Genomic DNA, 12,104 nt, shown 5'->3' with positions numbered 1-12,104 from the left:
CATGGAGCTTCGCGTCGTGGCTTGTGTCAGGCCGCTACGGTGATTCCAGCCTGTTGGGCACGTCGAGCCGGACGAACGACGATTTCGACGTGTTGGTCCAGGGCTACCAACGCCTGCATCAGGCGCTCCAGAGAGATGTTCCGTAGCTTGTAGTTGCGGACCTGCGAGATCTTGGGCTGCGTCATGCCGGTGAGCTCGGCCGTTCGCGCCTGGGTGATATGAAGGTCATCGATCAGTCGATTGAGCTTCATTGCCAAAGACGCCTTGGCCGAAAGTTCCCCGGCGTCAGCGAAGCCAAGATCGAACAAGACATTGTCGGTGCCGCCTGATGGGGTTCCTGCATCCATGATCATTTCCTCGCATGTCAATGGCTCGCCTGTTCGCGTGCCAGCACGATTTTCCAGCGCTGGACGATCACGGCCACATCGGGTCTAGGCGTTGCAATGCCAGACACCGATTTTTTCTGAAACGCATGCAGCACATGAACGGCGTGTCGAAGGCGGATGGAGTAGACGACGCGGAAGGTGTCGGCACGATGATTTTCCTTCAGTTCGTATATCCCCGGGCCCAGCCCTTTCCACGGCCGGCATGACGCGGGCGTCAACCCTGATTGGACAACAAACAGCGCGATACCCATGTCTTTCTGTATGGGCAGCGGAAACTGCTTGAAGTCCTTTCTGGACGATCCTTCCCAATACAAGACTTTGCGTTTCTCTGTCATGAATTATATCTGTTCGGATATAAACAGGAAAATCCTGAAGAGGTGCCGTCGTACAAACACGGTCTTCAGGGCGCAAAGGTTATAGACAGGCCATCAGGGCAGGGGCTGGAAAACGTCTTCTTGTCCGATAGTGGAAGTGCCTATGAGCGGAGCTTAGGGCTCGCCTCTATGCTGCATCCCCGCCGCCGCCTCTTCCAGGCAAGCGATCATCAACTCCGCTCCGGGCGTCAGCCCCCGGTTCCGATTCCACAGCACACCGCGCGGCCGCATCAGGTGCGGGAAGCTGAGCGGCAGCACCGCCAGCGGTTCCGACGCGTCGGCCGCGACGGCGCCGGCCATGACGGCGATCGCGTCGGTGACGTGCAGGTAGGCGCGCGCCAGGTGCGTGGACAGGGTCTCGACGTAGTTGTTGGGCAGTGTCATGCCGTGTTCCTCCAGCGTGCGCTCCAGCGGCGCGCGCAGGATGCTGCCCGCCGGCGGCAGGATCCACGGGTAGGGTTGCAGGTCGGACCATTTCAGGCGCTTGCGGCGGGCCAGCGGGTGCTGGTGCCGCGTCATGAGCTGCACGGGGTCGTCCAGCAACTCCTTTTCCTCGAAGCCGTCGGCGGCGCTGCGCAGGGGAAGTCTGCCCACCACGAGGTCGACACGGCCCTGCCAGAGTTCGGGCAGCAGCGTCTGGGCGGTGCCTTCGGTGACCAGCACGTTGGTGTGGGGCGAGCGCTGCTTGAGGATGGCGATGGCCTGCGGAAGCAGCATGGAGGTGGCGGCGGGGAAGGCGCCGATGTGGATCTTGCCCACCGCGCCCGAGCTGAGCGAGTTGAGTTCGTCGCGCGCCTGGTGCAGTTCGGTCAGCAGGGTGCGGGCATGCCGCACCAGGCATTCGCCGTAGGCGGTGGGGCGCAGGCCCTGGGCGGTGCGGGTGAACAGCTCCAGGCCCAGGCCTTTTTCCAGTTCGGCCAGGGCCTTGGAGACCGCGGGCACGGTGACGTGCGAGCTTTCGGCCACCTGCTTGAGATTGCCGTGGTCGTACAGCGCGGTGATGAGTCGGAGGTGGCGTGCCTTCAAGTTGATCTGGAGATACCAGTCGATCTGCGTCATGCCGCCCCCCGGGTAAGGTCCGTTGCCGGTTGTTCAAGCGGGGGGATTTTACTCAACCGGCTCCGGTGTGCCGCATCAACCCAGCGCGCCGGTGACGTCGTCGAACAATTCGTCCACCGAGAACCGGCGGGGAATGATCTTCTGTTCGTACGACCACTCGATGGCCATCTCCAGGCCCTTGCGGTTGGCCTCCAGGCCCAGTGGCGGCAGGGTCTCGAGCGCGGCGGCGGGGGCCAGCGCGCGGCTTTCCTCGATCACGCGGTAGATCTCGCGCACGGCCTCGGGATGCTTGCGGGTAACGTCTTGATGGACGGCGAAGATGTGGTTGATGGGCACGACGCCTTCGCGCCGGTACCAGGCTTTGGCGGCAGCGATGGGTTCCGGGACCAGGGTCTGCACGCGCGGATCCTTGGGCATGTCGTTGCCCAGGATGGCGGCGGCCAGTTCGCCGCTCAGCATCATCTCGGGTATCGACGAACCCTTGGGCAGCATGTGGCAGTTGGGCGGGTCGCGGTACTCGGCCAGGTGGGATTCGTCCACGGTGTACCACTGGACCTTGTCGGGGTCGACGCCGTATTCGTGCTGCAGGATGCCGCGCACCCACAGGCCGGTGGTCTGCGCATAGGTGCGCACGCCCACTTTCTTGCCCTCGATGTCTTTGGGGGCGAGGTGGCCGAACTCCTTGTTGAAGCCTATGCAATGGTGCTGGAAGCGGCCGACCATGGGGGCGGGCAGGATCACGAACGGCTTGCCGTAGGCCCTGGCCTGCAGGTAGGTGACGATGGCCAGTTCGCCGGCGTCGAAGGCGTTGTTGCGGATCATCGGCTTGAAGCCGTCGTGCGCGGTCTTGGGGCCGCAGAAGTCGAGCCGGACGATGTCCGAAGCGACGCGGCCGTCCTTCATGGCCGTGGCCACGGGAGAGTCGGCCAGGTTGGTCTTGAGCGTGACGCGCGCGGCGTGTGCGGTGGTCATGGGGTCAGTCCTTCAGCACGGGGTAGAGCTTCTGCGCGGTGCCGGCCATGATCCAGCGCTGGTCGGCGGCGGGCAGGAAGGCGATGTAGTCCTTGAGCGCCTTGACGATGTCGGCCAGGCTGTCCTCGGCGGCGGGGAAGTTGGAGCCCCAGGCGATGCGGTCGGCGCCGAATTCCCGGACCACGCGGCCGAAGAAGGTCTCGGGCGTGGCCTGGCCGGCGTACGCGGACTCGGTGTTGCGGCTGCTGAGCTTGAGGTAGAGGTTCTTGAAGCGGGCCAGGTCGAACAGGTGCTGGGCGCCGGCATAGGGCGGGCCGCTGCTGATGTCCGGTTTCATCATGTGGTCGACGATGGCCAGGGTCTGGGGGAAGGCGGTCAGCAGTTTCTCCAGCGCCGGGATGGCGGCCTTGGTGATCTGCACGCACACGGGGATGCCCAGGTCGCCCGCCAGGCCCCAGGCTGGGTGCAGGGCGGGGTCTTCCAGCGTCGGCGCCTGGCCCGGCATGGTGCTGCCCGTGGTGAAAATGCGCAGGCCGGCCAGGCCGCGTTCGGTCCAGTAGCGGATCTTCCGGGTGGCGTCGGGGGCCAGCATGTCGACCGAGTAGACGCCGGCGAATCGCTTGGGCTGCGTGGCGATGGAGTCGGCCACGTAAGAGTTGTCGAAGCCGTAGGTGGTCGAGGAATGGACGATGGCGGCCTTGTCGATGCCGACGGCATCCATGGCGGCGACGTATTGTTCGAAGGTGACCGGCCGGGTGGCGGACCAGCCCGAGCGTTCGCCGCCCAGCGGGTTGAGCGGGTAGCGGGCGGTGTCGGGCGAGATGATGTGCGGGTGGATGTCGATCAGGCGTGTGGTCATGGCGGTGTCGCGGAAATGATGGGTATCGGAGGGGGCGGGTCAGGCGCCGACGTCGATGAACATGTCGTCGACGGCGTAGCGCTTCTTGAGCAGGCCTTGCTGGTGGCAGTAATGCATCATGGCTTCGATGGACGGCCGGTTGGCCTCGATGCCGTAGGGCAGGGGGTCGCCCACGATGCGGCCCATGGCGCGGTAGTGCTCGTCCTTGTCCGACACCGATTCGCCGGCGGCGAGCTGGCGCAGGTAGATGTTCTTCGAGGCCAGGAAGGCGTCGTACAGGGCCTTGCCCACCCACGGGTGCCGGGCCAGCACCTCGTCCTTGACGGTGATCAGGCCGTGCACGGGGTAGATGCCGGTCTTGCGGTACCACTCGGCTTCGAGCCGCTCGGCGTCGGGGAACATTTCGAGGTATTCGGGCGGCTTGATGCGGCCGCCCGCTTGCCAGCCGTCGGCCGGCGCGCCGGCGCGGCCGATGCCTGCGTTGTCGGTGAAGGCCGCGGACAGGTAGCCGCTGGCCATCAGGTCCACCAGCGACTTGCCGTCCTTGGCCTGTTCGACGTTGGGCGGCAACTGCAGCGAGGAGACGTGTTCCTCGTCGTCCACCACCCAGGTGATGCGATCGTTGTCGACGCCGTAGTCGTTGGTCAGGATGCCGCGCGTCCAGATGCCGGTGGTGACCGAGTAGGCGCGCACGCCCGCGCGCTTGCCTTCGAGGTCGCGCGGTTCGCGGATACCGGCGTCGTCGCGGTAGACCAGGCCGGCATGGTGGAAGCGACGGAAGATGAAGACGGGCAGCGCCTTGAATGGGGCGCCGGCCTCGCGGGCGATCATGTAAGTGGCGGGAGCCATTTCGCAGACGTCGAACTCGACGTCGCGCACCATGCGCCGGAAGGCCGCGATGATGGGCTTGATCTCGACGAAGTCCGGCTGGACGCCTTCGATGGGCACGTCGCCGCGCTTGAGCGCCGCGGTGTGGCCGTAGGTGGCGATGGCGATTTTCAGGGGCAGGGGTTGCTTGGATGTCATGGCTGCTGATTGGAGAGAAAGCGGGAAGGTGTGTCAGTTATCCCAGGACGCCGCGGATCCGGCTTCGCCGGTCCGCCAGCGTCGCCCCCTGGGGGGCGCCCGAAGGGCGTAGGGGGGGGTCATATCTCGCTGTAGACGTAAAGGAGACCGGCGGTTTCCAGGCCCTGGCGCATGTTGGCCACGTCCAGCGACAGCTCGCCCGCCAGGTAGCGCTTGCGTGACTTTTCTTCCTTGGCGGTACGCTGGCGCGCCAGCTCCAGCGTGCGGGCGATCTCCAGGCGCGGCACGACCACCACGCCGTCGTCGTCCGCCACGATGGCATCGCCCGGGTTCACGTTCATGCCGGCGCACACCACCGGCAGGTTGACGTGGCCCAGCGTGGCCTTGACCGTGCCGCGCGCCGAGATGGCGCGCGACCAGACGGGAAAGCGCATCCCGGTCAGCGTGCGCACGTCGCGGCAGCCGGCGTCGATGACCACGCCCTGGACGCCGCGCGTCTTGAGCGAGGTGCAGATCAGGTCGCCGATCATGCCGTCGGTGTTCTCGCACATGACGCCGACCACCAGGATGTCGCCGGGCCGGCATTGTTCGATGGCCACGTGCAGCATCCAGTTGTCGCCCGGCGCGGTCAGCGCGGTCACGGCGGTTCCGGCGATGCTGGCGCCGGCGTAGATGGGACGCAGGTACGGCGCCATCAGGCCGGCGCGCCCCATGGCCTCGTGCACGGTGGCCACGCCGTGCGTGGCCAGTTCGGCGATGAGGTCCTGCGGGCCGCGCGGGATGTTGCGTACGACGACGTTCTTCATGTTGCCCTCGGTCAGTTGATGGGGATGTTCGCCTTCTCGATCACCGCCTTCCATTTGGCGATGTCGGCCTTCATCAGGGCGCGCGACTCGTCCACGCCCAGGGCGTAGGGTTCGGAGTTCATCTCGCGCAGCTTCTGCGCGACCTCGGGCGAGTTGACGGCGGCCACGAAGGCCCGGTTCAGCTTGTCGATGATGGCGCGCGGCGTGCCCTGGCGGATCGACACGCCGTTCCACGACGCCACCACGTAGCCGTCCAGGCCGCTTTCGGCGGTGGTGGGCACGTCGGGCAGGTTGGGGTTGCGGCCGTCGGCCGCGATGGCCAGCGCGCGCACCGCGCCGCTCTTGATCGAAGACAGCATGGGTGGCACGAAGTCGAAGCCCACGTCGATGTCGCCGGAGCGCACGCCGGTCAGCAGCGCGGCACTGGTCTTGTAGGGAATGGTCTCGGCCTGGATGCCCGCCACCGACTTGAACAGCTCGGCGCCCAGGTGCTGGCTGGAGCCGACGTTGGTGGTGCCCAGGCTCAGCTTGCCGGGATTGGCCTTGGCATAGGCGATGAGCTCCGTAAGATTGCGAAAACGTGAATCGGGCTTGACCGTCAGGATCAGGTTGAACCTGGACAGGGTGGCGACCTGGGTGAAGTCGTCCACGATGCTGTAGGGCAGGTCCTTGACCAGCGTCTGGGTGATGGCCGTGCCGTTGCCGCCCTGCACGAGCGTGTAGCCGTCGGCAGGGGCCTGCAGGCCGGCCTGGAACGACTGCACGCCGCCCGCGCTGGGCTTGTTGTCGATCACGATCTGCTGGCCCAGGATCTCGCTGACCTTTTGCGTGACCACGCGCGCCGTCAGGTCGCCGATGCCGCCGGGGCCGTAGGGCAGGTACATCCGGATCGGCCGATCCGGATAGTCGGCCGCGGCGGCGGGAGGGATGGCGCCGGCCGACAACGCGGCGGCGAAGAGGACTGCGGCGTACTTCGGAATTCGCAATGCGGGGAGTGTCACGGCTTGTCTCCTTGTCCCGGCGTTCAGGGGGCGCCGATGTGGATGTCGTACTGGCGAGGATGGTTGCATGCGAGGCCCCGCCGGGTCTATTGAGTAAAACTTCCGCGGGGTTGAGCGGATGGTTAAGACGGTCTGGCGAAACGGCCTGGGTTGAGCGTTTCCTCAAGTCACCGGAAGCATTACTCAATGGATGCGCGCGCCTTGCTGTCGGCAGAATGCGGGAATGCCTGCGCGGGCCGATGCCGGCCCGGCCACGACTCACGACGACAGGAGCAAGGAGTCCGCATGATCATCGATTGCCATGGGCACTACACGACTGCGCCCGAAGCCTTGAACGAGTACCGGCGCCTGCAGGTGTCGGCCTGCGAATGCGGCAAGTGCGAGATCTTCCCGCGCCCCGTCATCTCGGACGACCAACTGCGCGAAAGCCTGGAGACCAAGCAATTGCGCATCCAGCGCGAGCGCGGCACCGACCTGACGATCTTCTCGCCGCGCGCGGTCGGCATGGGTCACCACATCGGCGACCAGCAGACCAGCAGCGAGTGGGCCATCGTCTGCAACGACCTCATTCATCGCATCTGCCAGCTGTACCCGGACAATTTCGCCGGTGTCTGCCAGTTGCCGCAGAGCCCGGGCGTGGAGCCGGCCAGGTGCATACCGGAGCTGGAGCGCTGCGTGAAGGAACTGGGCTTCATCGGCTGCAACCTGAACCCCGATCCGACGGGCGGGTACTGGAAGGATCCGCCGCTGCACGACAAGTGGTGGTATCCGCTGTACGAGAAGATGGTCGAGCTGGACGTGCCGGCCATGATCCACGTCAGCGGTTCCTGCAACCCGCATTTCCACGCGACGGGCGCGCACTACATCAATGGCGATACGACGGCCTTCATGCAGTTCCTGACGTCCTCGCTGTTCAAGGATTTCCCGACGCTCAAGTTCATCATCCCGCATGGCGGCGGCGCGGTGCCGTATCACTGGGGGCGCTATCGCGGGCTGGCGCAGGACATGGGCCTGCCGCCGCTCAAGGAACTGCTGCTGCAGAACGTGTTCTTCGATACTTGCGTCTACCATCAGCCGGGCATAGACCTGTTGCTGAAGGTGATCCCGCCCGAGAACATCCTGTTCGCGTCCGAGACCGTGGGCGCGGTGCGCGGCGTGGACCCCGAGACCGGCCATCATTTCGACGACACGCGCCGCTACATCGATGCCGCCGGCCTGGGCGAGGCCGACAAGGCCAGGATTTATTCGGGCAATGCCTACCGGGTGTACGGAAGGCTGAAGAAACGCGGGTAGTGCCTTGGCTGCCGCGCGGCCCTAGCGCAGCAGCGCGTTGACCTGCCGCACGTCGTCTTCCGACAGGATGCCGGAGGCGGCCTTCAGCCGCAGGCCCGACAGCAGGGCGTCGTAGCGTGCCTTGGCCAGGTCGCGCTCGGTGGAATAGAGCTGCTGCTGGGCGTTCAGCACGTCGATGTTGATGCGCACGCCCACTTCGTAGCCGGTCTTGTTGGCATCCAGCGCGCTGCGGCTGGAGACCTGCGCGGCCTCCAGTGCGCGGACCTGGGCCAGCCCCGCGTTCACGCCCTGGAAGGCGACGCGGGTGTTCTGGATGGCGGCCCGGCGGGCGACCTCCAGGTCGTTGCGGGCCTTCTCGGACAGCGCGACGGCCTCGTCCACCCTGGAGGTGGTGCCGAAGCCGGCGAAGATGGGCACCGAGACCTGCACGCCCACCGAGCGCGTGGTGTAGAAGTCGTTGACCACCGTCTGCCCGACCAGCCCGCGCGTGCGTGCCACGTTGGCGGCCAGGTCGACCGAGGGGTAGTGGCCGCTCTTGGCGATTTCTATGCCGCGCTGGGCGATCTCGCTGTTCAGCGTGGCCTGGGCGACGGCCAGGTTGTTGGCGGCCGCCTGTTCGGTCCAGGCCTCGATCCGGGGCGGCTGCGGCGCCGGCACGTTGACCGCGGGCGGCAGCTTGGCGAGGTCGCCCGCTGGCGTGCCGATGATCTGCTGCAGCGCGCCGATGCGGACCGCCAGGTCGGATTCGGCCTGGATTTCCTGGGCCTGGGCCAGGTCGTAGCGCGCCTGGGCCTCGTAGGTGTCGGTGATGGTGGTCGTGCCGATCTCGAAGTTGCGCTTGGCCGATTCCAGCTGTTCCGAGATGGCGATTTTCTGGGCGCCGATGAAGGCCAGGTTGTCCTGCGCCGCCAGCACGTCGAAATAGGCCTGCGCCACGCGCAGGATCAGGTCCTGGCGCCCCTGGGCGAGCTGGGCTTCGCCGACGGCCAGTTGCAGCTTGGACTGCTCGTAGGTCTGCCAGCCCGACCAGCGGAACAGCGGCTGGATCAGTTGCAGCGTATAGCTCTCGTTCGTGTAGGTCACGCCCGGCAGGCGCGTCGTGGAGGCCTCGGCCCGGCTGCCGGCCAGCGAGATGGCGGGCAGCAGCGAGGCGCGCGCCTGGGGCAGTTTTTCAAGCGTGGCGGTATAGGCCGAGCGCACCGACGCGAAGGTCGCGTCGTTGGCCAGCGCCGCCTGGTAGGCCTGCTCCAGGTCCAGCGCCGCGACCGCGGGAACGAAAGCGCAGGCGCCCAACAGCGCGCACAGCGTCTGGACGTAGTACGGCCTGGCGCGCATGGGCACGAAACTCCGCTTAGAACTTGAACTTGGAAACGGTGACGCCGCGCAGGGGCTTGACCAGGGTTTCGAACAGCGAGGTGGTCTCGAAGCTGGCGGCCGTGGTCCGGGTGATGAGCAGGGTAGTCATGACCGGCGCCTGGCCGACGATGATGGCCAGCCGGCCGCCCACGCGCAACTGGTACTTCAGGCTGTCGGGCACTTCGGGCACCGAGCCGGTGACCAGGATGGCGTCGTATTCGGTCGAGCCCCAGCCCTTGCTGCCGTCGCCGACCTGGACCGTGGCGTTGGCGATGCCGGCGCGCTTGAGGTTGGCCTGGGCGAAGGCGGCCAGCTTGGGCAGGATCTCGACCGACGTCACCGTCTGGGCCTGGCTGGCCAGCAGCGCCGTCTGGTAGCCCGAGCCGGTACCGATTTCCAGCACGCTGTCGGTGGGCTTGAGCGCGAGTTCCTGCAGCAGGCGCGCTTCGACCTTGGGGGCGAGCATGCATTCGCCGCTGTCGTAGTCGTCGATCCGCAGCGGGATCTCGGTGTCGGCGAAGGCAAGGGTGCGCAGCGCGGGCGGCACGAAGTCCTCCCGCTTCACCTTGAACAACAGTTCCAGCACCTTGGGGTCGAGGACGTCCCAGGGGCGGATCTGCTGTTCCACCATATTGAAGCGGGCGTGTTCGACGTCGGGAAGGGAAGCAGCGTTCATGGCAGGACTTGGCAGGAAAACGTAACAAAACAAACCATTCTAACCGGCTCAGAACGGCTTGGCGACCGTCGTTGCGTGGCGGACCTCGGGCGGCTTGGCGAAGTAGCTGCCCACCAGCGCGCGCCAGGCCTTGAAGTCTTCCGAGCCCCGGAAGTGCACGGTGTGGTCTTCCAGCGTTTCCCACTGGACCACGAGCAGGTAGGCGTTGGGGTCTTCCAGCGTCTGGTGCAGTTCCATGCCGTGGCAGCCCTTCGCCCGCTGGAACAGCGGAGCGGCTTCCTGGACGCCGGCCTCGAATTTTTCCTGGGTGCCGGGCTGGATTTCGATGTGCGCGAGTTCGTAGATCATGGTTGGCCTTCCACAGAATGGTCTGCCATGTTACCCGCGTTCGCGCGGGTCGGACATGCCGGCGCGGGGCGGGCCGGCGGGCGGACTATACTGGCGGCGTGCGTCGCCCGGGGGGCGGCGCGTTTCGTTTCCAGAGGATCGCCATGTCTGCCGTTCGTCCCATTCCCAAGGCCCTGACCATCGCGGGCGTGGACCCCTCGGGCGGCGCCGGGGTGCTGGCCGACGTCAAGGCCATGAGCGCCCTGGGCGCGTACGCCTGCGGCGTCATCGCGGCGCTGACCGCGCAGAACACCCAGGGCGTGACGGGCGTGCAGCCCGTCGATCCCGCCTTCGTCGCGCAGCAGATCGACACGCTGTTCGCCGACGTGCCCGCCGACGCGGTCAAGATCGGCATGCTGGGCAGCCGGCCCGTCACCGAGGTCGTGGGCGAGCGGCTTGCCCACTGGAAGCCGCCGCACGTGGTGCTCGATCCCGTCATGATCGCCAAGAGCGGCGACGCCCTGCTGGCGCGCGACGCCATCGGCGCGCTGCGCGAAGCGTTGATGCCGCAGGTGACGATGATCACGCCCAACCTGCCGGAGGCCGGCGTGCTGCTGGAGCAGCGGCCGGTGGAGACGGTCAAGGAAATGCGGCGCGTGGCCGAGCGGCTGCGCGAACAATTGGCCCACACCGGCCAGCGCTGGGTGTTCCTGAAGGGAGGGCACCTGCCGGGCGACATGGCGATCGACCTGCTGCACGACGGCGACCGCATGATCGAGCTGGCGGCGCCGCGCATCGACACCCGCAATACCCACGGCACGGGCTGCACCCTGTCGGCCGCGCTGGCGGCGCTGCTGCCGCAGGCGCAGGACGTGCCCGAGGCGGCGCGCCGGGCCAAGCACTACCTGACCGAGGCCATCCGCCACGCCGACCGGCTGGGCGTCGGGTCGGGCAACGGGCCGGTGCATCACTTTCACGGGTGGTGGTAGCGGCTACGCTCCCGGCACGGGAGCGGCCGGCGCGTCCTCGCCGGGGGCCTGTTCCTGCGCCCGCAGCCGGATCGGCCGGGTAACTACGCTTAAGACTGGATCAGCCCGGTCATCGGCGAGCTGGGCGAGCCGCTGTACAGCTTCTTCGGCATGCGGCCCGCCAGGAAGGCTTCGCGTCCGGCTTCCACGCCTTTCTTCATTGCGCTGGCCATCAGCACCGGATCCTTGGCCGCGGCGATGGCGGTGTTCATCAGCACGCCGTCGCAGCCCAGCTCCATGGCGATCGCCGCATCCGAGGCCGTGCCCACGCCCGCGTCCACGATGATGGGCACGTTGGCCTGGTCGATGATCAGCCGCAGGTTCCACGGGTTCAGGATGCCCATGCCCGAGCCGATCAGCGAGGCCAGCGGCATCACCGCGACGCAGCCGATTTCTTCCAGCATGCGGGCCTGGATGGGGTCGTCGGTGCAATACACCATGACCTTGAAGCCGTCCTTGACCAGTGTTTCCGCGGCCTTCAGGGTTTCGGGCATGTTCGGGAACAGGGTGTGCGAGTCGCCCAGCACTTCCAGCTTCACCAGATCGTGTCCATCCAGCAGTTCGCGCGCCAGTCGCAGCGTGCGCACGGCGTCGTCGGCGGTATAGCAGCCGGCGGTATTGGGCAGGATGGTGTATTGGCTGGGCGGCAGGTAGTCCAGCAGGCTGGGTTCGCCGGCGTTCTGGCCGATGTTGGTGCGGCGGATGGCCACGGTGACGATGTTGGCGCCGCTGGCGTCGATGGCGGCCTTGGTCTCGTCGAAGTCCTTGTACTTGCCGGTGCCCACCAACAGGCGGGAGGAGTAGGTCTTGCCGGCAAGGGTGAATGTGTCTGTCATGATGAAATCCTGAAAGCTTGCGTGTTCATAGCGGCATCCGGGGCGCATGCGGCGGGCATAGGCCGCGGCGGCGCCGGGGCGGGCCGGCTGGCCCAACGCCGCGCC

Annotated in this window: 14 protein-coding genes; 2 read left to right on the top strand and 12 right to left on the bottom strand. The window is 66.7% G+C overall.

All coding sequences use genetic code 11. The features are described 5' to 3' along the window. Positions 1-26 precede the first annotated feature (26 nt). The 8 genes from CDO46_RS22780 to CDO46_RS22745 form a co-directional block, all read right to left on the bottom strand. A complete protein-coding gene (locus CDO46_RS22780; RefSeq protein ID WP_087840886.1) occupies positions 27-347 on the bottom strand; it encodes a helix-turn-helix domain-containing protein in 321 nt (106 codons plus the stop codon). A 17-nt stretch (positions 348-364) separates the two neighbouring features. Beyond that, the gene (locus tag CDO46_RS22775; RefSeq protein ID WP_087840885.1) at positions 365-721 is read right to left on the bottom strand and encodes a type II toxin-antitoxin system RelE/ParE family toxin; all 357 of its coding nucleotides are present in this window, start codon (positions 719-721) and stop codon (positions 365-367) included. Positions 722-874: 153 nt separating this feature from the next. After that, positions 875-1,819: a LysR substrate-binding domain-containing protein gene (locus CDO46_RS22770; protein WP_087840884.1), complete on the bottom strand. Its 945-nt coding sequence runs from the start codon at positions 1,817-1,819 to the stop codon at positions 875-877. A 75-nt stretch (positions 1,820-1,894) separates the two neighbouring features. Then, positions 1,895-2,791: a phosphate ABC transporter substrate-binding protein gene (locus tag CDO46_RS22765; protein ID WP_087840883.1), complete on the bottom strand. Its 897-nt coding sequence runs from the start codon at positions 2,789-2,791 to the stop codon at positions 1,895-1,897. Positions 2,792-2,795: 4 nt separating this feature from the next. Next, positions 2,796-3,650 (bottom strand): amidohydrolase, encoded by an 855-nt coding sequence (locus tag CDO46_RS22760; RefSeq protein ID WP_087840882.1) that lies wholly within the window; start codon positions 3,648-3,650, stop codon positions 2,796-2,798. 39 nt (positions 3,651-3,689) lie between these two features. Next, positions 3,690-4,676 carry an ABC transporter substrate-binding protein gene (locus CDO46_RS22755; RefSeq protein WP_087840881.1) on the bottom strand — a complete coding sequence of 329 codons (987 nt, stop codon included), beginning with the start codon at positions 4,674-4,676 and terminating at the stop codon, positions 3,690-3,692. A 119-nt stretch (positions 4,677-4,795) separates the two neighbouring features. Continuing rightward, a complete protein-coding gene (locus CDO46_RS22750; RefSeq protein WP_087840880.1) occupies positions 4,796-5,482 on the bottom strand; it encodes a 4-carboxy-4-hydroxy-2-oxoadipate aldolase/oxaloacetate decarboxylase in 687 nt (228 codons plus the stop codon). Positions 5,483-5,493: 11 nt separating this feature from the next. After that, complete coding sequence (locus tag CDO46_RS22745) at positions 5,494-6,483, bottom strand: tripartite tricarboxylate transporter substrate binding protein (protein WP_165963010.1); 990 nt, start codon at positions 6,481-6,483, stop codon at positions 5,494-5,496. Between the two features lie 285 nt (positions 6,484-6,768). On the opposite strand from CDO46_RS22745, the gene CDO46_RS22740 reads away from it, so the two are divergent. Further along, positions 6,769-7,776, top strand: a complete 1,008-nt coding sequence (locus CDO46_RS22740) for an amidohydrolase family protein (RefSeq protein WP_087840878.1) — start codon at positions 6,769-6,771, stop codon at positions 7,774-7,776. 21 nt (positions 7,777-7,797) lie between these two features. On the opposite strand, the gene CDO46_RS22735 is transcribed toward CDO46_RS22740, so the two are convergent. Genes CDO46_RS22735 through CDO46_RS22725 form a run of 3 tightly spaced genes read right to left on the bottom strand, consistent with a single transcriptional unit; the run spans position 7,798 to position 10,156 of the window. After that, positions 7,798-9,111 (bottom strand): TolC family outer membrane protein, encoded by a 1,314-nt coding sequence (locus CDO46_RS22735; protein ID WP_087840877.1) that lies wholly within the window; start codon positions 9,109-9,111, stop codon positions 7,798-7,800. A 16-nt stretch (positions 9,112-9,127) separates the two neighbouring features. Continuing rightward, entirely contained in the window at positions 9,128-9,808 is a 681-nt protein-coding gene (locus tag CDO46_RS22730; RefSeq protein ID WP_087840876.1) for a protein-L-isoaspartate O-methyltransferase, read from the bottom strand. 48 nt (positions 9,809-9,856) lie between these two features. Beyond that, positions 9,857-10,156 (bottom strand): antibiotic biosynthesis monooxygenase, encoded by a 300-nt coding sequence (locus CDO46_RS22725; RefSeq protein WP_087840875.1) that lies wholly within the window; start codon positions 10,154-10,156, stop codon positions 9,857-9,859. Between the two features lie 143 nt (positions 10,157-10,299). Here CDO46_RS22725 and thiD point away from each other — a divergent pair, with 143 nt between their 5' ends. Further along, positions 10,300-11,124 (top strand): bifunctional hydroxymethylpyrimidine kinase/phosphomethylpyrimidine kinase, encoded by an 825-nt coding sequence (gene thiD, locus CDO46_RS22720; protein WP_087840874.1) that lies wholly within the window; start codon positions 10,300-10,302, stop codon positions 11,122-11,124. Between the two features lie 89 nt (positions 11,125-11,213). Here thiD and CDO46_RS22715 read toward each other — a convergent pair whose 3' ends face one another. Beyond that, a complete protein-coding gene (locus CDO46_RS22715) occupies positions 11,214-11,999 on the bottom strand; it encodes a thiazole synthase (RefSeq protein ID WP_087840937.1) in 786 nt (261 codons plus the stop codon). Between the last annotated feature and the right edge of the window lie 105 nt (positions 12,000-12,104).

The organism is Pigmentiphaga sp. NML030171 (assembly GCF_002188635.1).
Taxonomy (GTDB): Bacteria; Pseudomonadota; Gammaproteobacteria; order Burkholderiales; family Burkholderiaceae_B; genus Pigmentiphaga; species Pigmentiphaga daeguensis.
The sequence above is the reverse complement of the archived record's forward strand: the minus strand, read 5'-3'. Positions and strand labels throughout refer to the sequence as shown.